General features: G+C 71.3%; 18 protein-coding genes. 10 read left to right on the top strand and 8 right to left on the bottom strand.

Going from position 1 to position 20,724, the window contains the following annotated elements; all coding sequences use genetic code 11:
• Positions 1-44: 44 nt before the first annotated feature.
• From ACF1BH_RS16590 to ACF1BH_RS16600, 3 genes are all read right to left on the bottom strand, one after another.
• Positions 45-1,076 (bottom strand): alanine racemase, encoded by a 1,032-nt coding sequence (locus ACF1BH_RS16590; RefSeq protein WP_345089327.1) that lies wholly within the window; start codon positions 1,074-1,076, stop codon positions 45-47.
• Between the two features lie 57 nt (positions 1,077-1,133).
• A complete protein-coding gene (locus tag ACF1BH_RS16595) occupies positions 1,134-2,252 on the bottom strand; it encodes a lipid II:glycine glycyltransferase FemX (protein WP_391643190.1) in 1,119 nt (372 codons plus the stop codon).
• Positions 2,253-2,449: 197 nt separating this feature from the next.
• On the bottom strand, positions 2,450-2,764 hold the full coding sequence (locus ACF1BH_RS16600) for a hypothetical protein (protein WP_391643191.1): 315 nt from the start codon (positions 2,762-2,764) through the stop codon (positions 2,450-2,452).
• 228 nt (positions 2,765-2,992) lie between these two features.
• Between ACF1BH_RS16600 and rpsF the strand changes: the two genes are divergently transcribed.
• The 4 genes from rpsF (at position 2,993) to rplI (ending at position 4,769) form a co-directional block, all read left to right on the top strand.
• Positions 2,993-3,283: a 30S ribosomal protein S6 gene (gene rpsF / locus ACF1BH_RS16605; RefSeq protein ID WP_003978891.1), complete on the top strand. Its 291-nt coding sequence runs from the start codon at positions 2,993-2,995 to the stop codon at positions 3,281-3,283.
• A gap of 81 nt (positions 3,284-3,364) precedes the next feature.
• Entirely contained in the window at positions 3,365-3,964 is a 600-nt protein-coding gene (locus tag ACF1BH_RS16610) for a single-stranded DNA-binding protein (RefSeq protein WP_391643192.1), read from the top strand.
• 103 nt (positions 3,965-4,067) lie between these two features.
• Entirely contained in the window at positions 4,068-4,304 is a 237-nt protein-coding gene (rpsR, locus tag ACF1BH_RS16615; protein WP_003978893.1) for a 30S ribosomal protein S18, read from the top strand.
• A gap of 18 nt (positions 4,305-4,322) precedes the next feature.
• Positions 4,323-4,769 (top strand): 50S ribosomal protein L9, encoded by a 447-nt coding sequence (gene rplI / locus ACF1BH_RS16620; RefSeq protein ID WP_345089343.1) that lies wholly within the window; start codon positions 4,323-4,325, stop codon positions 4,767-4,769.
• Positions 4,770-4,839: 70 nt separating this feature from the next.
• Here the strand turns inward: rplI and ACF1BH_RS16625 are convergent, their stop codons facing one another.
• Both ACF1BH_RS16625 and ACF1BH_RS16630 read right to left on the bottom strand, forming a co-directional pair.
• The gene (locus ACF1BH_RS16625) at positions 4,840-5,700 is read right to left on the bottom strand and encodes a trypsin-like serine peptidase (protein ID WP_391643193.1); all 861 of its coding nucleotides are present in this window, start codon (positions 5,698-5,700) and stop codon (positions 4,840-4,842) included.
• Between the two features lie 39 nt (positions 5,701-5,739).
• A complete protein-coding gene (locus tag ACF1BH_RS16630) occupies positions 5,740-7,077 on the bottom strand; it encodes an MATE family efflux transporter (RefSeq protein WP_391643194.1) in 1,338 nt (445 codons plus the stop codon).
• A gap of 477 nt (positions 7,078-7,554) precedes the next feature.
• On the opposite strand from ACF1BH_RS16630, the gene dnaB reads away from it, so the two are divergent.
• Positions 7,555-9,012 (top strand): replicative DNA helicase, encoded by a 1,458-nt coding sequence (gene dnaB / locus ACF1BH_RS16635; RefSeq protein WP_345089692.1) that lies wholly within the window; start codon positions 7,555-7,557, stop codon positions 9,010-9,012.
• Between the two features lie 327 nt (positions 9,013-9,339).
• Here the strand turns inward: dnaB and ACF1BH_RS16640 are convergent, their stop codons facing one another.
• Positions 9,340-10,683: an MFS transporter gene (locus ACF1BH_RS16640; protein WP_391643195.1), complete on the bottom strand. Its 1,344-nt coding sequence runs from the start codon at positions 10,681-10,683 to the stop codon at positions 9,340-9,342.
• A 1,269-nt stretch (positions 10,684-11,952) separates the two neighbouring features.
• On the opposite strand from ACF1BH_RS16640, the gene ACF1BH_RS16645 reads away from it, so the two are divergent.
• The 3 genes from ACF1BH_RS16645 (at position 11,953) to ACF1BH_RS16655 (ending at position 16,225) form a co-directional block, all read left to right on the top strand.
• Positions 11,953-13,446, top strand: coding sequence for a serine hydrolase domain-containing protein (locus tag ACF1BH_RS16645; protein ID WP_391643196.1), 1,494 nt, complete (start codon positions 11,953-11,955; stop codon positions 13,444-13,446).
• A 166-nt stretch (positions 13,447-13,612) separates the two neighbouring features.
• Positions 13,613-14,740, top strand: a complete 1,128-nt coding sequence (locus ACF1BH_RS16650; RefSeq protein WP_391643197.1) for a pyridoxal-phosphate-dependent aminotransferase family protein — start codon at positions 13,613-13,615, stop codon at positions 14,738-14,740.
• A 708-nt stretch (positions 14,741-15,448) separates the two neighbouring features.
• Positions 15,449-16,225 carry a TetR/AcrR family transcriptional regulator gene (locus ACF1BH_RS16655; RefSeq protein ID WP_391643198.1) on the top strand — a complete coding sequence of 259 codons (777 nt, stop codon included), beginning with the start codon at positions 15,449-15,451 and terminating at the stop codon, positions 16,223-16,225.
• Between the two features lie 18 nt (positions 16,226-16,243).
• Here ACF1BH_RS16655 and ACF1BH_RS16660 read toward each other — a convergent pair whose 3' ends face one another.
• Both ACF1BH_RS16660 and ACF1BH_RS16665 read right to left on the bottom strand, forming a co-directional pair.
• Positions 16,244-16,696, bottom strand: coding sequence for a GNAT family N-acetyltransferase (locus tag ACF1BH_RS16660; protein ID WP_391643199.1), 453 nt, complete (start codon positions 16,694-16,696; stop codon positions 16,244-16,246).
• A 148-nt stretch (positions 16,697-16,844) separates the two neighbouring features.
• Positions 16,845-17,357: a MarR family winged helix-turn-helix transcriptional regulator gene (locus tag ACF1BH_RS16665; RefSeq protein ID WP_391643200.1), complete on the bottom strand. Its 513-nt coding sequence runs from the start codon at positions 17,355-17,357 to the stop codon at positions 16,845-16,847.
• 387 nt (positions 17,358-17,744) lie between these two features.
• Here ACF1BH_RS16665 and ACF1BH_RS16670 point away from each other — a divergent pair, with 387 nt between their 5' ends.
• Positions 17,745-18,380: an HAD family hydrolase gene (locus tag ACF1BH_RS16670; protein WP_391643201.1), complete on the top strand. Its 636-nt coding sequence runs from the start codon at positions 17,745-17,747 to the stop codon at positions 18,378-18,380.
• A 469-nt stretch (positions 18,381-18,849) separates the two neighbouring features.
• The gene (locus ACF1BH_RS16675) at positions 18,850-20,724 is read left to right on the top strand and encodes a globin domain-containing protein (protein WP_391643202.1); all 1,875 of its coding nucleotides are present in this window, start codon (positions 18,850-18,852) and stop codon (positions 20,722-20,724) included.

Raw genomic sequence — 20,724 nt, forward strand, 5'->3', positions numbered from 1 at the left:
ACACCGCGGTGCCGGGCCTTCGCCGTACGGGCCGTGGGCCCCGGTCAGCGGTCGACGATCCGGTCGAACTGGGTCGTGGTGTGCCGCAGGTGCGCCACCAGCTCCTCGCCGACCTGCGGTGCGGGCGCATCGCTCGGGACGAAGAGGATCGACACCTGCATGTGCGGCGGCTCCGCGAACCAGCGCTGCTTGCCGGACCAGACGTACGGGGCGAGGTTGCGGTTGACCGTCGCGAGGCCGGCCCGCGCCACGCCCTTGGCCCGCGGCATCACGCCGTGCAGCGCCTTGGGCGACTCCAGGCCGACGCCGTGCGAGGTGCCACCGGCCACGACCACCAGATAGCCGTCGGATGCGGCCTTCTGCTGGCGGTAGCCGAAGCGCTCGCCCTTGGCGACCCGGGTGACGTCGAGGACCGAACCGCGGTACTCGGTGGCCTCGTGGTCGCCGAGCCAGAGCCGGGTGCCGATCCGCGCGCGGAAGCGGGTCTGCGGGAACTGCTGCTGGAGCCGGGCCAGCTCCTCGGCCTTGAGATGGCTGACGAACATGGTGTGCAGCGGAAGGCGGGCGGCCCGCAGCCGGTCCATCCAGCCGATGACCTCCTCGACGGCGTCGGAGCCGTCGGTGCGGTCCAGCGGCAGGTGGATGGCGAAGCCCTCCAGCCGGACGTCCTCGATCGCGGCGGCCAGCTTGGGCAGGTCCTCCGGCGTGACCCCGTGCCGCTTCATGCTGCTCATGACCTCGATGACGACGCGGGCGCCCACCAGGCCGCCCACCCCCTCGACCGAGGAGACCGAACGGATCGCGCGGTCGGGCAGCGGCACCGGCTCCTCACCGTGGCGGAACGGCGTCAGAACGAGGAGGTCACCACTGAAGAAGTCCTTGATCCGGGCCGCTTCGTAGGTCGTCCCGACGGCGAGGATGTCGGCCCCGAGACGGGCGGCCTCGTCGGCGAGGCGCTCGTGGCCGAAGCCGTAGCCGTTGCCCTTGCAGACCGGGACGAGCCCGGGGAACTGCTGGAGAACGCTCTGGTGATGCGCCCGCCAGCGTGCGGTGTCGACGTAGAGGGTGAGCGCCATGGCCGGGCCCGGGACCTTTCTCGTTGCTTGGTGTGACGGAAGGACGTGCGCAGGGGGTCAGCGGCGCGACATATACATGTCGAGCGCCTTGTGGAGCAGCTTGTTGAGCGGGAAGTCCCACTCGCCGAGGTACTCCGCCGCCTGACCGCCGGTGCCGACCTTGAACTGGATCAGACCGAAGAGGTGGTCGTTCTCGTCGAGCGAGTCGCTGATGCCGCGGAGGTCGTACACGGTCGCGCCGAGCGCGTAGGCGTCCCGCAGCATCCGCCACTGCATGGCGTTGGACGGGCGCACCTCGCGGCCGATGTTGTCGGAGGCGCCGTAGGAGTACCAGACGTGTCCGCCGACGACCAGCATCGTCGCGGCCGAGAGGTTCACGCCGTTGTGGCGGGCGAAGTAGAGCCGCATGCGGTTGGGGTCCTCGGAGTTGAGGGCCGTCCACATGCGCTGGAAGTAGCCGAGCGGGCGCGGGCGGAACTTGTCGCGCTCCGCGGTGATCTCGTAGAGCCGCTGCCACTCGGCCAGGTCCTCGTAGCCGCCCTGGACGACCTCGACACCGGCCTTCTCGGCCTTCTTGATGTTGCGGCGCCAGAGCTGGTTGAAGCCCTTGTGGACCTCTTCCAGCGAACGGTTGGCGAGCGGCACCTGGTAGACGTAGCGGGGCTGGACGTCACCGAAGCCGGCGCCGCCGTCCTCGCCCTGCTGCCAGCCCATCTTGCGCAGCCGGTCGGCGACCTCGAAGGCGCGCGGCTCGATGTGCGTCGCCTCCACGTCCCGCAGCCGCTTGACGTCCGGGTCCTGGATACCGGCCTTGATCGCGGGGGCGTCCCAGCGGCGGATGATCACCGGCGGGCCCATCTTCACGGTGAACGCGCCCTGCTGCTTGAGGTGCGCCAGCATGGGCTGGAGCCAGTCCTCCAGGTTCGGCGCGTACCAGTTGATGACCGGGCCCTCGGGCAGGTAGGCGAGGTACCGCTTGATCTTGGGGAGCTGGCGGTAGAGGACCAGACCCACGCCGACCAGCTCGCCGCTCTTGTCGAACCAGCCGAGGTTCTCCGAGCGCCACTCGGACTTGACGTCTGCCCAGGCCGGGACCTGCATGTGGCTCGCCGCGGGCAGATTCTGGATGTACGCCAGATGCTGCTCTCGGCTGATGGTCCTCAGGGTCAGGCTCATGCGGGGCGCTCCTCGGCAGGTGTGTCCCCAGGGTCGGGGCTCCGGCTCTCGCGCCGAAGCCTACTGGGGAGCGTCCCGTTCAGGCGTACGGGAGCCGCGTCCGCGCCCGCCCCGCCCGGCGCCGAGGGGGCCGCGGGCCACGGCGGAGGCGGCGCCCGCGATGGGCGCCGCCTCGGGTGCGGAGCGGACCGGCGGCGTCAGAAGAGGCCGCCGAAGGGGCCGCCGTGTGCGATGCCGATGTAGAGGCCGACGGCCGAGGCGCCGAGGCCGATGATCGTCATGAAGCGCTCACCGGTCGTGGACGAGACGAACTGGCTCCAGAGCCCCGTGGCGATGCCGACGATGCCGACCCAGGAGCTGACCAGGTGCAGGCCGGGCGCGAGGGTGGTGAAGACGGCGATGGCGCCGAGCACCAGGGTGACGGTGGCCAGCGTGTTCTCGACGGGATGTGACCTGCCGTCGCTGTTGAGGAACGCGAGCCGGTTGTGCTGGGTCCTTACTGCCTGTGCCATGCGGCACCTCCCATGAGAGGCGGCGCGGTGTCGCGCCGCTCACACCCGATGTGTTCCAGATTGCGGGGATTCGCGGTCGGATTTCAACCGGAAGCGTGGCAGCGGGTACGCTGTACGGTCTGCGCCCATCTCTGTCCGGATATCCCGGCAGGGCCGGCGCGGAACGCATAACGACCCTCCTGCCACGGAACGACCGTGGCCGCTGAGTCCAAAGGAGGTGGGTTCCACATGCGTCACTACGAGGTGATGGTCATCCTCGACCCCGATCTGGAGGAGCGCGCTGTCTCTCCCCTGATCGAGAACTTCCTTTCCGTCGTCCGTGAGGGCAACGGCAAGGTCGAGAAGGTCGACACCTGGGGCCGTCGTCGTCTCTCGTACGAGATCAACAAGAAGCCCGAGGGCATCTACTCGGTCATCGACCTGCAGGCCGAGCCTGCGGTCGTCAAGGAGCTCGACCGTCAGATGAACCTGAACGAGTCGGTCCTCCGGACCAAGGTCCTCCGTCCCGAGACCCACTGAACGCTTCGGCGTCAGCGGTAACCGGGTCCGAGTAGCAGCAACACCAGCAGCCAGCAGCACACCCGCCGAGAGGTTCCCCTAATGGCAGGCGAGACCGTCATCACGGTCGTCGGCAATCTTGTCGACGACCCCGAGCTGCGCTTCACCCCGTCCGGTGCGGCGGTCGCGAAGTTCCGCGTCGCGTCCACTCCCCGCACCTTCGACCGTCAGACCAATGAGTGGAAGGACGGCGAGAGCCTGTTCCTGACCTGCTCGGTGTGGCGTCAGGCGGCGGAGAACGTCGCCGAGTCCCTCACGCGGGGCACCCGCGTGATCGTGCAGGGCCGCCTCAAGCAGCGGTCGTACGAGGACCGCGAGGGCGTGAAGCGCACGGTCTACGAGCTCGATGTCGACGAGGTCGGCGCGAGCCTGCGCAACGCCACGGCCAAGGTCACCAAGACCAGCGGTCGTGGTGGCCAGGGCGGCGGCGGCTTCGGCGGCGGTCCGCAGAGCGGTGGCCAGGGTGGCGGCGGCTGGGGCGGCGGCCCCGGCGGCGGCCAGCAGCAGGGCGGCGGCGGTGCTCCCGCCGACGACCCGTGGGCGACCGGCGGCCCCTCCGGCGGCGGCCAGCAGCAGGGTGGCGGCGGCGGTGGCTGGGGCGGTGGCTCCGGCGGCGGCTACTCGGACGAGCCGCCCTTCTAGGTCCGTGCGGCCGTCCGCGACGTTTCACGTGAAACGTCGTGGGATTCCGGCCCGCGGCCTCAGGGCGTCAGCACAAACTTCTTGAACTCACTGGAGAGAGACAATGGCGAAGCCGCCTGCTCGCAAGCCTAAGAAGAAGGTTTGCGTGTTCTGCAAGGAGAAGATCTCCTACGTCGACTACAAGGACACGAACCTGCTGCGGAAGTTCATTTCCGACCGCGGCAAGATCCGTGCCCGCCGAGTCACCGGCAACTGCACCCAGCACCAGCGCGATGTCGCCACGGCAGTGAAGAACAGCCGTGAGATGGCGCTGCTGCCCTACACGTCCACCGCGCGATAAGGGAAGGGTGACCGAAACATGAAGATCATCCTCACCCACGAGGTCTCCGGCCTCGGCACCGCCGGCGACGTCGTTGACGTCAAGGACGGGTACGCCCGCAACTACCTGGTCCCGCGCGGTTTCGCGATCCGCTGGACCAAGGGCGGCGAGAAGGACGTCGAGCAGATCCGCCGCGGTCGCAAGATCCGCGAGATCGCCACGATCGAGCAGGCCAACGAGGTCAAGGGCCAGCTCGAGGGCGTCAAGGTGAAGCTCGCGGTCCGCGCCGGCGAGGCCGGCCGTCTGTTCGGCTCCGTCACCCCGGCCGACATCGCCTCGGCGGTCAAGGCTGCCGGTGGTCCGGACGTCGACAAGCGTCGCGTCGAGATCGGTTCGCCGATCAAGACCCTGGGCGCGCACCAGGTCTCCGTGCGTCTGCACGCCGAGGTCACCGCGAAGGTCGGCGTCGAGGTCGTCGCCGCCTGAGCTGGGCAGTAAACGCTGAAGGGCCGCATCCCGGGAACGGGGTGCGGCCCTTCGCCGTGTCCGGGGCGGCTCAGTCGCCGGCCTGGGCGCGCCGGTAGAGGGCAGCGATGTCGTCGTCGAAGTAGGCGGCGTACGAGACGTCGTCCTCGTCCCCGCCGCCGAGATGGCCGCCGAGGACGCCGATGACCGTGCCGGTCTGGCTCTTGGGGTCGTAGTCGGCGAGCCAGGGGCTGCCGCTGGTGCCGCCCGCGAAGTCGTCGCACTGGATGCGCATCTGCGTGCTGCTGTACTTCGTGGTGCGGTTCTGGCAGGAGATCGGGGTGTCCCGGCTGCTGGGGTAGCCGGTGATCTTGACCTCGTTGTCGAAGCCGCGGTCTATGCCGAGGGTGTTGCCGCCGAGGACGTCCTGGATCTGCTTGCCGCCCTTGGCGTCCAGGGTGAGGAAGGCGACGTCGAGGTCCTCGTCGTCGGAGGAGGCCCAGCGGTGGTCGACGAAGATCTTCCGGACCTTCCACAGGCCGGTGGGTTCGTCGCCGTCGCGGTAGTCCGGGGCGAAGACGAGATCGTCGACCGGCTTTCCGGTCTCCGGGTCGAAGGCGCAGTGCGCTGCGGTGACCAGCATGTTCCGCCCGGGGCTCTGCACCACGCTGGCGGTGCAGAAGTGGTTGCCGGTGTCGTCCTTCTCGAAGACCGCGCCGATCCGGGCGTTCTCCTCCGTACGGCGCGGGGTGTAGGCGCTGCCGTCCGACGCGGGGGCGGTCGCCGCGGGGTCCTGGTCCTGGGGCGGCTCGTCACCGGTGCCGGATTTTCCGAAGCCGTTCGGCGCGGCGAGGGGCGGTGGCGGCTCCTCGGTCGCATAACCCGTGAGGACGCCTGCCCCGATGACCACCAGCGTCAGGGGGAGCAGCGATTTCCAGGCAAGCGGGCGCACTCCGTCATTATCGGCAACGCTCCGAAGATCGGTAGTGGTTCAGCGGAAGGCGCCGGTCACAATCCACCGGCCGGAGCGTGCCCGGAGCCAGAGCGTGAGCATCCGGATGGCCATCATCAGGGCCATCGCCCACCACAGCGCCGCGAGCCCGCCGCCGAGCGCCGGGACGGCCAGCGCCACAGGGGTGAACAGCGCCAGCGTCACCAGCATCGCCCAGGCCAGATACGGCCCGTCCCCGGCGCCCATCAGCACGCCGTCGAGGATGAAGACGACGCCGGAGACGGGCTGGGTGAGGGCGACGACCAGAAGAGTGGTGAGCAGCAGTCCGCGCACCGCGGGGTCGCTGGTGAAGAGGGGGATGAACAGCGGCCGGGCGGCCGCGACGAGGAGGCCGAGGACGACGCCGGAGGCGATGCCCCACTGCACCATGCGGCGGCAGGCGGCCTTGGCGCCGTCCTCGTCGCCCGCGCCGAGGTGGCGGCCGATGATGGCCTGGCCGGCGATGGCGATGGCGTCCAGGGCGAAGGCCAGCAGCGACCAGAGGGTGTGGACGATCTGGTGGGCGGCGATCTCGGCGTCGCCGAGCCGGGCGGCGACCGCGGTGGCGATCATGAGGACGGCGCGGAGCGACAGGGTGCGGACGAGGAGGGGCACGCCCGCCTGGGCGCAGGCCCGGATCCCGGCGGCGTCGGGGCGCAGCGAGGCGCCGTGCCGGCGGGCGCCGCGGACCACCACGGTGAGGTAGACGGCGGCCATGGCGCACTGGGCGATGACGGTGCCCCAGGCGGAGCCGGCGATGCCGAGCCCGGCGCCGTAGACCAGGCCGATGTTGAGGGCGGCGTTGGCCGTGAAACCGCCGACGGCGACGTAGAGCGGGGTGCGGGTGTCCTGGAGGCCGCGGAGGACGCCGGTGGCGGCCAGCACGACGAGCATCGCGGGGATGCCGAGGGCGCTGATCCGCAGGTAGGTGGTGGCGTACGGGGCGGCGGTGCCGGAGGCGCCGAACAGTTCGACGAGCGCGGGGCCGGTCGGCAGGACGGCGGCGATGACGGCGGCGCCGAGGAGGAGGGCGAGCCAGATGCCGTCCATGCCCTGTCGTATGGCGGCGGGCAGGTCGCCGGCGCCGACCCGGCGGGCGACCGCGGCGGTGGTGGCGTAGGCGAGGAAGACGAAGACGGAGACGGCGGTGGTGAGCAGGGCGGCGGCGACGCCGAGCCCGGCGAGCTGCGGGGTGCCGAGGTGGCCGATGACGGCGCTGTCGACCATGACGAACAGGGGTTCCGCGACGAGGGAGCCGAAGGCAGGCAGGGCGAGTGCGATGATCTCGCGGTCGTGGCGGCGGGTGGAGCGCCGTGGCGTCGCGGGAGCCTGTGTCATGCGCACAATCTAATCTTCCACAGGTAATAGATGCAAGACGAGTGTGATCCTTACTTTTCGCTGGGCGGGGTGAGGGGGCACACGTCTGCGGCGTCGATCATGAACAGGTTGTCGAAGTTTTTCTCCCCCACAGGCTATGGATGGTGAATCCGCAGGTCACAGGGGTGCGATCGGGTTGATTGTGTGCTTGTCCACAGTGGTTTCCCCCAGGCCGTGCACAGGAACGGGGGAGTTCTCCACAGCTGAGGGCCAGTCATCCACACCGCCTGTGGATAACCAGATTGGCGGACGGTGCGTACGGGCCTACCGTTGACCGGCGCCCGCCACCTGTTTTCGGCCCGAGTGCCCAGTGAACTCGACGCGCCGTAACCGGAGTCGGGCGTCTCAATTGTCGGAGCCGTGCCGTAAGAAGGAAGAGGCACGGCGAGGTCCGCGCCGCGGACGGGAGGAGGTGCCGGGGTGAGCGTGGCAGAGCCCATGGACGACCCCTGGGCGGACTCCGGTCCGGGGGACCGGCTGCCGGCCGGCCGCTTCCGCCGGGGCGACGGCAAGGGCCGCGGCCGCGGTGACCGCTCCGAGCGCGACGAGGAGGGCGGCTCCTGGTCCGGTGGCTTCGAGCGCGTCCCGCCGCAGGATCTGGATGCCGAGCAGTCCGTCCTCGGCGGCATGCTGCTGTCCAAGGATGCCATCGCCGACGTCGTCGAGGTCCTCAAGGGCGAGGACTTCTACCGCCCCGCCCACGAGCTGGTCTACCAGGCCATCCTCGACCTCTACGCCAAGGGCGAACCGGCCGACCCGATCACCATCGCGGCGGAGCTGACCAAGCGCGGCGAGATCGCCCGGGTCGGCGGCGCCTCGTATCTGCACACCCTGGTGCAGTCCGTCCCGACGGCGGCCAACGCGGAGTACTACGCCGAGATCGTCCACGAGCGGGCGGTGCTGCGCCGCCTGGTCGAGGCCGGCACCCGGATCACGCAGATGGGATACGCGGCGGACGGCGACGTCGACGAGATCGTCAACAGCGCCCAGGCGGAGATCTACGCCGTCACCGAGCAGCGGACCAGCGAGGACTACCTGCCGCTCGGCGACATCATGGAGGGCGCGCTCGACGAGATCGAGGCGATCGGCTCCCGCCAGGGCCAGATGACCGGCGTCCCCACCGGCTTCACCGACCTCGATGCTCTGACCAACGGCCTGCACCCGGGCCAGATGATCGTCATCGCGGCGCGTCCCGCGATGGGTAAGTCGACCCTCGCGCTGGACTTCGCCCGTGCCTGCTCGATCAAGAGCAACCTGCCGAGCGTGATCTTCTCCCTGGAAATGGGGCGCAACGAGATCGCGATGCGTCTGCTCTCCGCCGAGGCGCGGGTGGCGCTGCACCACATGCGGTCCGGTTCCATGACCGACGAGGACTGGACGCGGCTGGCCCGCCGGATGCCGGACGTGTCCGCCGCGCCGCTCTACATCGACGATTCGCCGAACCTCTCCATGATGGAGATCCGCGCGAAGTGCCGCCGCCTCAAGCAGCGCAACGAACTGAAGCTGGTGGTCATCGACTACCTCCAGCTGATGCAGTCGGGCGGCTCCAAGCGCGCCGAGAGCCGCCAGCAGGAGGTCTCGGACATGTCCCGAAACCTGAAGCTGCTCGCCAAGGAGCTGGAGCTCCCGGTCATCGCCCTCTCACAGCTGAACCGTGGCCCCGAGCAGCGCACGGACAAGAAGCCGATGGTCTCCGACCTGCGTGAATCCGGCTCCATCGAGCAGGACGCGGACATGGTCATCCTGCTGCACCGCGAGGACGCCTACGAGAAGGAATCCCCCCGCGCCGGCGAGGCGGACCTGATCGTCGCCAAGCACCGTAACGGCCCGACGGCCACGATCACGGTGGCGTTCCAGGGCCACTACTCGCGGTTCGTGGACATGGCGCAGACGTAGCAGGCCGCTGTAGGTTCTCAAATCTCGTGTCATTTTCTCAGTCGCGATTCATCTGAGTGGCCGAGCTGACACGGGATGGAGAAGCGCTGCTCACCGCCATCAACCGCTTGGGTGCCCCTGTCTCAGGTCCGGCCTGCGAGCCTCCCGCGGATGCGAACGTGGCGCCCGTGAAGGGCACTGCCTGCGATCGGGGGTGACTTATGGCGGCAGGGCTGAGCTCGTGATCGCACCGTGAGCCTGCGGGCCCGATGGGCCACACCCACAACATGCCTCTTCGGCCCCGCGGTGGAGCAAGCCACAACGCTGCCCCCGAGCCCGCGACCACGCTCAGTCGCCTCCGCCGTCATGAGCAGGTGACGACACGGATGCGCTGTCGCTGCGTGAAGAAGGGCGGCTCCACAGGTCACCTTGCGCCGTGCCGTCGGACAGGCCGTGCCGTCGGACAGAAGGGAACGCCAGTACCACCGCGACCGCGGTCAACTGCCACAAGACACCGAGCCCGAGGAGCCGGTCTGCCCCCACGATGTTCGACACGGGCCCGGCCAGCGCCAGCCCGAGCGGCCCCAGGGCGAAGGCTCCCAGGCTGTCGAACGCACTGACACGTCCGCGGACCTCGGCGGGGATCTCGCGCTGGATGACGGTCGTCACGAGGGTGTTACACACCGCTGCACTCGCCCCTGCGAGGAGTGCGGCCGCGGCCACCCAGCCCAGCGGCAACCGCGCCGCCAACGCTGCTGCCGGGAGCGCCCAGCCCACGGATGCGGCCACGGACCAGACGAGTGCCCGGCTGGGGTTCCTGCCGAGCAGTGCCAGGCCGCTGCCGATTGAGCCGATGCCGTACAGGGCAAGCACCAGCCCCCAGGCACTGGCACCACCGAGCCGCTGCCGGGCAAGGGCCGGTCCCAGCACCAGGAACGGTGCCCAGAGGACGAAGTTGAAGAGGCTGATATGGAGGGTCGTGACCCATAGCCACGTGCGGGAAGTGAACTCCTTCCAGCCGCGTCCCAGGTCGGTGAACATCCCATGGCGGGGCGCGGCCAACTGTGACAGGGGCAGCCCGGCCAGGGCCAGGACGCTCACGCCGTAGCCGACCGCGTCGACAGCGACCACGATGCCCGCATCAGAAACAGCGATGAGCAGACCGGCCAGACCCGGACCTGCGACCGAGGCCACAGCCTGGGTGATCTGCAGCAGCGCGTTGGCGTCCGCGAGGTCATCTGCAGGAACCAGGCCGGGCACCAGAGCCGTCAGGCCCGGGCTGAACCCTCCCTCACCGATTCCGAGGACCACCGCCAGCACGATCACTTCCCAGACCCTCGCGCTATGAGTGAGCAGCAGTACGGCCAGCGCGCCCTGAGCGGTGAACCGGAGCAGATCCGCTGTCAGCATGACCGCACGGGCTCCGAGCCGATCGGTGAACACGCCGCCGAGCAGCAGTACGACCAGCACCGCGAGGATCCGCGCCGCCATCACCACGCCGACGGCGTCGACCCCGCCGCCAGGCATCTGCAGCACAGCGAAGGTCGTCCCGATCGTGTTCATCCCGGTGCCGAGTAACGACGTGCTCTGGCCGATGAGGAAGCGGCGGAACGGGGAGTACCGCAGCGTGCGCAGGCGGTGAGTGGCTGTCCGGGTCTTGGAGGCGGCGGGCGGGCGAGTGCGAAGCGTCATGGCTCTGCACTTTTCCTCCGCCAACCTATTCCCTGCAAGCGTTTACAGGAAAGAAATCTGATTCTTTCGCGGGTAATTTCTCTTCCGGGTAATTGGCGCAGTAAATGGCCCGTATTTACTGCAACATGCCTGGTGATAGGCTCAGGGGCACAAGGATTGGGCAGGCTCCACGGAGTTCATTTACTGCGGGTGGCCAGTATGAGTCAGCACCAAACCGACGGAGTGGGAACACCGCGCCTGGCGCCGGTGGAGTACAGCGCAGCCGTTGATCGCTATCTCGCCGCGGCCGACCTCGGCAGCGCCTCCCGCCGCGTCTACCGCATCTCGCTGGCCGGGTGGTCCTGGCCATTGGTCGACCGCCGGGCTCCGACCGGTCGCGAGCGCCGGGGAGCCCACCCGCCCGTCGTTCCTCTTGCCCTCCTCGACGACCCGAAGGCCCCGGAGCGGCTGCAACGGGCACTGGCCGACCGTGCCGCCGCTGCGGAGCCACGCACACTGGCCCGCGAACTGGCCTGCCTTCGAGCCGCTACGGCATGGTGGCTGGCAGAAGGCTGGATCACCGCAGACCCGGCCGCCGGACTGGCAGCGCCGGCGTTGTGTCCTGGACCGGCACCGAACCCTTCTGGTACGTCCGCGGCTACGAGGGCGACTGTCGCCGACCCGGGGCGGGCCCGCGCCGCCCTCGCATTGCGGGCTCCGCTCAGGGAGTTGACTCTGTGGCACCTCCTCCACGAGTCGAGAGCCCCCGTCGAACAGGTGCTCGCCCTCAACATCGACCACCTCGACCTTCCCGGCCGATGCACCAGGGCGCCCGCGGCAGCAGCCCTGAGCTGGGGATGGGGCACGGCACGCCTGCTGCCCATGCTGCTGGCCGGGCGCACCGCGGGGCCGGTGTTCGTCACCGACCGAAGGGCCCCCGTCTCCACATCGGCAGCTGACCGCTGCCCGGTGACCGGCCGAGGACGGCTTTCCTACCGCCGGGCCGCAGAGCTTTTCACCGCCGCGACCAGACCACTCGATCCAGCCGGCCGCGGCTGGACCCTGCTTGTCCTGCGCGACCGGGCACCCCGGAACAGGACGGTCCCCAGATGACGCGCCGGGGCAGGTCAGGTCTCCGTGCTCGTCGGCCGGGCCGTCTGACGGACCTACGCGGGCACCAGTAGGAAATGACGACACGGGCAAGGTGTCCCGGATCGGCCGCGTTGAGGGAGAGTGGGCGCGGCGGCGGGCCGGACCGGGTCCGCCGGTCGGCCGCTGTCGAGGAGGAGCATGTCCACCGTGCCGTCCGAAGGTTCGGGACCCGAGTCCGTCCGTGCGACGGGAGGCGAGGCCGCGTCGGTCCGCCCCGGGGACGAGGAGCGCGCCGAGCTGTTGCCGGAGACCCGGCGGGAGTTGGCGTACCGGCTCGCGGTCGGGCAGCGGGACGGGCGGGCCCCGTCCGTCGTCGGGGCGGTGGTGCGCGGCGGCCGCATGGTGTGGGCCGGGGTACGGGCGGCGGACCCGCCCGCGTCGCACGGCACCGTGCAGTACCGCATCGGCTCGCTGACGAAGACCTTCGTCGCGGTGCTGGTGCTGCGGCTGCGCGACGAGGGCGCGCTGCGCCTGGACGATCCGTTGGGGCGCCATCTCGACGGGACCGAGGCGCCCGACGCGACGATCGGGCAGCTGCTGGCGCACCGGTCCGGGCTCGCCGCCGAGCCGCGCGGGCCCTGGTGGGAGCGGACCGCGGGCACGCTGCGCCCGGAGCCCGCGGACCTCTTCGGCGACCGTCCGCAGCGGCTGCCGGCCGGTGTCCGCCACCACTACTCCAACCTCGGCTACGCGCTGCTGGGCGCGCTCGTCGAACGGTTCCGGGACGGCCGCTCCTGGGACGACGTACTCCGTGCGGAGGTGCTGGAACCGCTCGGCATGCAGGAGACGACGACGCGGCCCCGGGAGCCGTACGCGCGGGGCTGGGCGGTGCACCCGTGGGCCGATGCGCTGCTGCCGGAACCCGCGCATGACACCGGGCTGATGGGCCCGGCCGGTCAGCTGTGGTCCACGGTGGAGGATCTGTGCCGGTGGGCGGCGTTCCTGCTGCGCGGCGACGAGCGGGTGCTCTCCTCGGCGAGCCTCGCGGAGATGCGGGTGCCCGCGGCGCCGCCGGAGGGCGACGGCTGGGACGCGGGGTACGGCCTGGGCCTGCAACTGGCCCGGACGAGCCGCCGCACGGCGCCGGACGGGACGGTACGCGCGCCGGGCGGGCGGCTGCTGGTCGGACACAACGGGTCGATGCCCGGCTTCCTCGCCTCGCTGTGGTGCGATCCGGACCAGGACCTCGCCGCCGTCGCGCTGGCCAACTGCACGCATGGACCGTCCATCTCCGGCATCGCCACCGGCCTGCTGCAGGCCGTGGCCGACCGCGAACCGCGCATCCCGGAGCCGTGGCGGCCACTGGCCGGACCGCTGGACGAGGAACTGCTGGCGCTGACCGGGCCCTGGTACTGGGGCGCGAACCCGTTCGCGCTGCGGCTGCGTGAGGCCCGGTGGCTGGAGCTGTCGCCGCTCACCGGCACCGGCCGCGCCTCACGGTTTCACGTGGAACCGGACGGCACCTGGACCGGCCTCGACGGCTACTACGCGGGGGAGACGCTGCGCGTGGTGCGCGACGCCGACGGATCCGTCAGCCATCTCGACCTGGGAACCTTCGTCCTCACCCGGGGCCCGTACACACCGCAGGCACCGGTACCGGGCGGCGTGGACCCGGAGGGCTGGCGGGTCTGACCCCGTCGAGAGGCCCGCACGGGCCGGCGGTCGGGCCTCCACCCGGCGTCCCGGGCCCGTACCGCGGGGGCGGCGGGCCCGGACGTACAGTCGAGCGAGACGTCAGGAGCCGCACCACCGTGCGGCTCGCTACCGCTGGAAGGCCACTGTGACTGCCGTGACTGCCGTGACTGCGAATGCCGAAGCCCCGGTTCTGCTGGATCTGCCGCCGCTCGACGCGGCCCGCTTCGCGCGGATCGAGGACAAGGTCGCCGCGCTGATGCGGACCCGCTGCGATGTCGTGGCGACACAGGGCGAGGCGCTGCTGCCGCTGGAGGCCTGCATCCGGTCGGCGGTACGGCCCGGCAGCACGGCGCTCAACATCATCACCGGTCCGTACGGCGAGACCTTCGGTGGTTGGCTGCGGTCCTGCGGCGCCGAGGTGGTGACGGTGACCGCACCGTTCACCGGTGCGGTCACCCCGGAACAGGTCGCGGAGGCGCTGCGGGAACACCCGGAGATCACGTTCGTCAGCCTGGTGCACGCGGAGGCGGCGACCGGCAACACCAACCCGGTGGCGGAGATCGGCGCCGTGGTGCGGGAGCACGGTGCGCTGCTGATGCTGGACGCGGTGGCATCGGTGGGCGCCGAGCTGCTGCTCACCGACGAGTGGGGCGTGGACCTCTGCGTGATCGGCGGGCAGAAGGCGCTGGCAGGCCCGGCGGGCGTCTCCGCGGTATCGGTCAGCGCCCGCGCCTGGGAGCAGATCGAGGCCAACCCGCAGGCGCCCCGGCGCTCGTACCTCTCGCTGCTGGACTGGAAGCACCGCTGGATCGAGGGCGGCCGCACCGCACTCCCGCACGCCCCGGCCCAGCTGGAGATGCTCGCCCTGGAGCAGGCCGTCGACCGTGTCGACGCCGAGGCGCTGGACACGGTCATCGCCCGGCACCGCGCGGCGTCCGCCGCCACCCGGGCGGGCGTCCGGGCGCTGGGCGGGCTCACCCCGTACGTGACACGCGACGAGGACGCGGCCCCCGCGGCGACCACGCTGCGGACGCCGGACGGGCTGGACGCCCGCGAGGTCGTCGCGTCTGCGCTGGCGGCCGACGGCACGGTCCCGGTCCAGGCTGCGGCGGGGGCGCTCGCCACGGAGATGATCAGGGTGAACCACTACGGTCGGGCCGCGGACCTCTCCATGGTGCGGTCCTCGCTGGCGGCGCTGGCCGCCGGGCTGGAGGCCCACGGCGTGACGGCCGACGCCGCTGCGGCGACCGAGGCCGCCGAGTCCGCCTGGCGCGAGGTACTCGGCGGCTGACGCGGAGTGGCGGCGCCTCTCTGTCAGGCGCCGACCGATGGTGAACCCCGAGGGGTGGTGCCGTGTTTCACGTGAAACACGGCACCACCCCTTTGTGTTGGCGGGGAGTTGGTGGGGTGGCGGCTTCAACTTCCCTGTGACATGCGTGAGTTGGTACTACATGAGAAAGGGGTAGAGGGGAGGGGGCTTCTCTGGGGCCGCAGGGGGCCGGTGCGGCGGTCGGGGTGGGGCAGCGATGCGATGCGGTGCGGTGCGGGATACGCGGAATGCGAGGGGGCGCGCTGTGGGGATTTCCCGCTGCCGCTGCCGCTGCCGCTGCCGCTGCCGGGGCGTGGGCGTGTGGGTGCGTGGGCGCGTCGAGGTGCCTGAGCTTCCCTGCGGCCTTCCTCTCCCGTTTCTCCGCTCCGCTCCTCCTCTCTTCTCCTCTCTTCTCCTCCTTTCTGCCCGCCGGATTTCTCCGCTCCTCCGTTCTCCGTTCTCTGATCCTCCTCTTCTCGGATTCGTTCGCGTCCGTTCAGCGGTCGCGTTCTGCGTGGCCCTTTCGTCCCGGTGCCGGCTCTTCTCTTCCCGCTTCTCGTTTTCCGCTCCACGTTCGTCCGCCGCTCCGTCGTCGCCAGGTTTTGCGGCTGTCAATAAAACGGGCTCATCGACCCGTTTAAAATAGGGGCTGGATCCGCGGTGTGCGGGCTGTGGGCTGGAGGGATGCGGATGTCTGGCGGGGGCGTGGGAGCTGCGCGGTCGGATGCGCGGCGCAACCGCGCGCTGGTGCTTCAGGCGGCCCGATCCGCCTTTGCCGAGGGCGGGTTGGCGGTCACACTCGACGAGATCGCGCGGCGTGCGGGGGTGGGTGCCGGCACCGTCCACCGCCATTTCCCGTCGAAGGAGAAGCTGTTCGCGGCGGCGGTGACGGACCGTCTCCGGCTCTTCGCCGACACCGCGCGGGACCTGTCGGATGTCACGGAACCAGGCGCGGTGTTCTTCCGGTTCTTCGCCTCCGTGGTCCGGCTGGCCACGGAGAACCGGGCCCTGGGCGAGGCGCTGGAGGCGGCGGAGGCGGCCGGGCCCGGTGGGGCGACGGAGGCCCGGTTGGAGTTCGACGCGGCGTTCGACGTCCTGCTGCGACGGGCCCAGGAGACCGGTGCCGTACGGGCGGACGTGGTGATCGGCGACGTACGGACGCTGCTGTTGGGGTGCCTGGCGATGGAGCGGAGGCGGGCGGCGGAGGGCGACGCGGCCGGCGTCCCCGGGCGGATGACGGAACTGGCGTGCGAGGCCCTCAGGGCGCGTCGGACCGTAACGAAACTGCCGGTCGGTCCCAGGAGGCGTAACGCCACGGAGTGCGGTATCTGCGGCGGACCGGTGGCGGTGGCGCGTACGGGGCGCCCGGCGCGGTACTGCGGCGGGGCGTGCCGGCAGAAGGCACACCGTGCGCGGCGGGCACGGGAGCGGGCCGGCGACGGGGTGTCGACCCGGCCCCGGGGGTGAGCGGGGCGGCTCGCGCCGTCAGAGCTGACGCTTGAAGCCCAGGTGGGAGGCCTCGAAGCCGAGCCGTTCGTAGAAGCGGTGGGCGTCGACGCGGGTCGCGTCCGAGGTGAGCTGCACGAGGTGGCAGCCGAGGTCGCGGGAGCGGTCGACGGCCCACTCGATGAGCCGGGTGCCCAGGCCGCTGCTCCGCTCGTCGGCGTGGACGCGGACGCCCTCGATGATCGAACGGGTGGCGCCGCGCCGGGAGAGCCCGGGGACGACGGTGAGCTGGAGGGTGCCGACGGCGCGACCGCCGCGATCGGCGACGATCAGGTGCTGATGCGGATCCGAGGCGAGGATCCCGTACGCGGCGCGGTACGGGGCCAGGTCGTCCGGGGACTCGCGGGTGGCGCCCAGCGGGTCGTCCGCGAGCATCGCGACGATGTCCGGGAGATCGGCTTCGGAGGCGCGGCGGATCTCGATATCGCTCATGTGCGCGACCCTACGGGAGGCCGCGCGGTGGTGTGGCCGGGAGGGCGGAAGCGGTGGGCCCGGGGTGAGTTGTCCATTGCCGCGGTCCCTTTGGTCGTCCGGCCCGGCGGCTCGCGTGCGAGCGCCACCGGTCCGTACCGGCGGTTCGTCAGACCGTCGGGGCGAGCGTTTCGACGGCCCGTACCAAGGGGGCCAGCTCCGGGCGGAGTGCGGCCTCGGCGAGCGCCTCGCTCAGGGCGGTGTCGTGGGTGGGGCGGGCCTTCGCGAGGAGGGCGAGGCCGTCGGCGGTGACGTCGGTGTAGATGCCGCGGCGGTCGTCGGCGCACAGGTACCGGGAGAGCAGGCCACGCTCCTCCAGGCGGGTGACCAGCCGGGTCGTCGCGCTCTGGCTGAGCACGACCGCGTCCGCGACCTGATGCATCCGCAGGTGGCCGCCCGGTCCGTCGTGCTGCTCGCTCAGGACGGTGAGTACCGAGAACTCCCGGACGCTCAGGCGATGGACGGCCTGCAGCGCGCGTTCGACGTACGACTCGGTGCGGCCGTGCAACGCGGACAGCGCGCACCAGCCCCGGGCGAGGCCCCGGGGGGTGGGCGCCGGCCAGCCGGTGGCCGGCTCCGCCACGGGATCGGTCTGCGGCGTGCGGGGCGCCGGCTGCGTCATCGAAGACCTCCTCGGGGTGTGCGGAGCAGCGTAGGTCACACGGGAAGAGGAGCGCGGGGAAAGGAGGGGACGGGGAGCCGATGGTGTGGTTACCCCGGCCGGGCCGCGGAGCTGAGGGCCCGGAGCGGCTTACGGGGGCCGGTCCGGCGTGCGGGGTTCGGGGCTCGGTGCCGGGGCCAGGACTCAGCCGATCCCCGACCCGGTCCCTGACTCCGCCTCCGGGATCGTCCCGTCGGCACCCCGGAATTCCCCCGGAGATCGCCGCTCCGGAGCCCTCGGCCCTGAGGAGGCCCGGATGCGCGTACCGACGAGTAGGGGTCGGGATGGGGGAGAAGTAGGGGTGCGGGGGCCGTCGCGGGGCGGGGTGGAGCGCTTAGGCTCCGCGGCATGGGCAAGCTGCATCTGTTCGACATGGACGGGACGTTGCTCCACGGGTCGGCCGCAGCCGTGGAGATCTCACGGCTGCTCGGGCTCGACCGGGAGATCGCCGAGCTGGAGCGCGGCTTCGCGGCCGGGGAGCTGGTGCCGTCGGAGTTCGCCCAGCGGGCGTGCGATCTGTGGGCGGAGGGGCTGACGGAGCCGCTGGTGGCGGCCGCGTTCGAGGGCGCGCCGTGGCTGGCCGGTATCCGGGAGGTCTGGGCGGACATCCGGGCGCGCGGCGAGCGGTGCGCCGTGATCTCGCTCTCGCCGGGCTTCTTCGTGGAGCGGCTGCTGGAGTGGGGCGTCGACGTGGCGCGTGGCTCGCGCTGGCCCGCGGTGCCGATCCGGGAGCGGGTGGATCCGGCGGGCATCCTCACGACAGCCGCGAAGGTCGAGATAGCCGACGAGCTGTGCGCGCGGTACGGACTGACCCGGGCGGACTGCGTGGCGTACGGCGACTCGATGTCGGACAGCGCGCTGTTCGCGGCGGTACCGGCATCGGTCGCGGTCAATGCCGATCATCACGTCAGCGACCTCGCGACATGGGCGTACACCGGACGTGATCTTCGGGAGGCATATGAACTCGTCGCCACCTCTTGGTAATTCGGGATTTCCCGGCGGATTCGTCCGTTGCGCGGGATGAATTTTTCCCTCGGGCGGGAACCACGGATATCGGATGCGGCGTGTGGAGGGTGCGCGGGTGTGGTGCAGAGATCTGGTGCGGAAGGGGACTTGTGGTTTCAACTACTGCCGGTATGGTCGGGGCGGTTCGGCGGCGGAACGGCGCGAGCGCCTGTCCTGCGGGCGCTGAAGCGACGCGGTCCGGCGGTGTAGCGACCCGCGGTTTCCGGACTTCTGTGTATCCGTCCGTTCTGGCGGATGGGGAGAACGAGGCGCGTGGAGGGCGCCTGCTGGTGTTATAGCGGAGATGTGAATCTTGTCCGCCTTGGTGGACATTGCCGGAATGACGTGGGGCGTTGAAGAATTCCGGGGCAGGCTGGGGGAATTCAGGCACGTTCCGGTCGACGGAAAGTGCGACGACAAGCGAAAGACGTTCGAGGCGAGGCAAACCATGGACGCTCCGACCACCGCGACAGCCGATAGCGGCTCTTCCGGAGGCAGCAGTGGCGATTGGGGTTGGTTCACTCCGGCGAAACCGTCGCAGGAGTCCTCCGACGAACACCAGGAGCGACCGGACGGCGCGCACGACGCCCGGGAGGGCGACGGCATCGGCCCGGCGTACCCCGGCAGCGCCTCCGACGACGGCCCCCACGGCCACGACCGCGGACACGAGCCGGACCACGGTGGACACGCACCCGTTGCCGGGCACGGTCACACCGCCGCACCCGACTGGTTCGCCGAGCGCCACGACACCGCGTTCGACGGGCCGGGGCCGCGTGTGCCCGAGCAAACGCCCACGACCCGCCAGGAGCGCATACCCGAGCGCCGGCCGACCCCGGTCCGCCCGGTGGGCACCGCCGCCGCCCGCGGCGCCGCCCCCGCGCCCGAGGCGGCCACCGCACCGCCCGCACCCTTGCCGTTCTCCGCCTTCGGGAACCGCCCGGCCGCCCCCTCGGCCCCGGACACCTTCCCGGACCCGACGGCTCCGGCGAGCCCCGCCCCGGCCGCACCCCCGCCCGCCGCGACAAGACCGGCCCCGGCCCCGACGGCACCCGCCGCTCCGGCACCGGCCGACCGGGCGGCCGCGCCCACCCCGGTGGAGCCCGCGCCCGCGGCCGCCGCCGTGCCGCAGGGCTCTCCGGCCGCCCTGGAGTCCCTCGTCGCCGCTGCCTCCCCCGACGCGCCGGAGTCCGCCGACGCGGCGCTGATCCGGCGCACGCTGACCGAGATCGAACCGGTCTCCGACAAGGTGACGTCGTACTTCTACGCGATGCTCTTCGTCCAGCACCCCGATCTGCGGGCGCTGTTCCCCGCCGCGATGGACACCCAGCGCGACCGGCTCTTCAAGGCGCTGCTCACCGCCGCCCGGCACATCGACGACAGCGACCGGCTCACCGCGTACCTCTCGCACCTCGGCCGCGGGCACCGCAAGTACGGCACGCTGCCCGACCACTACCCGGCCGTCGGCGAGAGCCTGCTGGGCGCGCTGGCCCGGTACGCGACGCTGAGCTGGAGCCCGGAGGCCGAGGCCGCGTGGGTGCGCGCGTACACCGCGATCTCCCAGATCATGATCGACGCGGCGGCGGAGAACGAAGCGGTCGCGCCCGCCTGGTGGCAGGCCGAGGTGGTCTCCCACGAGCTGCGCACCCCCGACATCGCGGTGGTCACCGTCCGCCCCGACCAGCCGTACCCGTTCCGCGCCGGGCAGTACACCAGCCTGGAAACGCCCTGGTGGCCGCGGGTGTGGCGGCACTACTCCTTCGCCTCGGCGCCCCGTTCGGACGGCCTGCTGTCCTTCCACGTCAAGGCGGTTCCGGCCGGCTGGGTGTCCAACGCGCTGGTCCACCGCGCCCGCCCCGGCGACGTGCTGCGCCTCGGCGGACCCGTCGGCTCCATGACCGTCGACCACACCACCCGTAACGGCCTGCTGTGCGTGGGCGGCGGGACCGGCATCGCCCCCATCAAGGCGCTCATCGAGGACGTCGCCACCCACGGCGTCCGGCGCCGCGTCGAGGTCTTCTACGGCGCCCGCAGCGACCACGACCTCTACGACATGGAGACCATGCTGCGGCTGGAGTCCTCCTACCCGTGGCTCCAGGTGCGTCCGGTCGTCTCCGCCGGCCCGGCGGCCGGCCGCGCCAACGGCGTCACCGGTGAACTGCCGGACGCGGTACGGCAGTACGGACCGTGGCGGGAGTTCGACGCGTACCTGTCCGGCCCGCCCGGGTTGATCCGCAGCGGTGTGGCGGCGCTGATGGGGGCCGGGATCCCGACCGACCGCATCCGCCACGACTCCGTCGACGAGCTGGTTCCGGTGGGGGAGTGA

The organism is Streptomyces sp. NPDC014733 (assembly GCF_043083385.1).
Taxonomy (GTDB): domain Bacteria; phylum Actinomycetota; class Actinomycetes; order Streptomycetales; family Streptomycetaceae; genus Streptomyces.

Excerpts from the sequence above, each read along its gene's own strand:
- ACF1BH_RS16590 (WP_345089327.1), bottom strand. The coding sequence starts at position 1,076 with ATGGCGCTCACCCTCTACGTCGACACCGCACGCTGGCGGGCGCATCAC.
- ACF1BH_RS16610 (WP_391643192.1), top strand. The coding sequence starts at position 3,365 with ATGGCAGGCGAGACCGTCATCACGGTCGTCGGCAATCTTGTCGACGAC.
- dnaB (WP_345089692.1), top strand. The coding sequence starts at position 7,555 with ATGGACGACCCCTGGGCGGACTCCGGTCCGGGGGACCGGCTGCCGGCC.
- rpsF (WP_003978891.1), top strand. The coding sequence starts at position 2,993 with ATGCGTCACTACGAGGTGATGGTCATCCTCGACCCCGATCTGGAGGAG.
- ACF1BH_RS16595 (WP_391643190.1), bottom strand. The coding sequence starts at position 2,252 with ATGAGCCTGACCCTGAGGACCATCAGCCGAGAGCAGCATCTGGCGTAC.
- ACF1BH_RS16630 (WP_391643194.1), bottom strand. The coding sequence starts at position 7,077 with ATGACACAGGCTCCCGCGACGCCACGGCGCTCCACCCGCCGCCACGAC.
- rplI (WP_345089343.1), top strand. The coding sequence starts at position 4,323 with ATGAAGATCATCCTCACCCACGAGGTCTCCGGCCTCGGCACCGCCGGC.
- ACF1BH_RS16655 (WP_391643198.1), top strand. The coding sequence starts at position 15,449 with ATGTCTGGCGGGGGCGTGGGAGCTGCGCGGTCGGATGCGCGGCGCAAC.
- ACF1BH_RS16675 (WP_391643202.1), top strand. The coding sequence starts at position 18,850 with ATGGACGCTCCGACCACCGCGACAGCCGATAGCGGCTCTTCCGGAGGC.
- ACF1BH_RS16600 (WP_391643191.1), bottom strand. The coding sequence starts at position 2,764 with ATGGCACAGGCAGTAAGGACCCAGCACAACCGGCTCGCGTTCCTCAAC.
- ACF1BH_RS16640 (WP_391643195.1), bottom strand. The coding sequence starts at position 10,683 with ATGACGCTTCGCACTCGCCCGCCCGCCGCCTCCAAGACCCGGACAGCC.
- ACF1BH_RS16670 (WP_391643201.1), top strand. The coding sequence starts at position 17,745 with ATGGGCAAGCTGCATCTGTTCGACATGGACGGGACGTTGCTCCACGGG.
- ACF1BH_RS16660 (WP_391643199.1), bottom strand. The coding sequence starts at position 16,696 with ATGAGCGATATCGAGATCCGCCGCGCCTCCGAAGCCGATCTCCCGGAC.
- ACF1BH_RS16665 (WP_391643200.1), bottom strand. The coding sequence starts at position 17,357 with ATGACGCAGCCGGCGCCCCGCACGCCGCAGACCGATCCCGTGGCGGAG.
- rpsR (WP_003978893.1), top strand. The coding sequence starts at position 4,068 with ATGGCGAAGCCGCCTGCTCGCAAGCCTAAGAAGAAGGTTTGCGTGTTC.
- ACF1BH_RS16645 (WP_391643196.1), top strand. The coding sequence starts at position 11,953 with ATGTCCACCGTGCCGTCCGAAGGTTCGGGACCCGAGTCCGTCCGTGCG.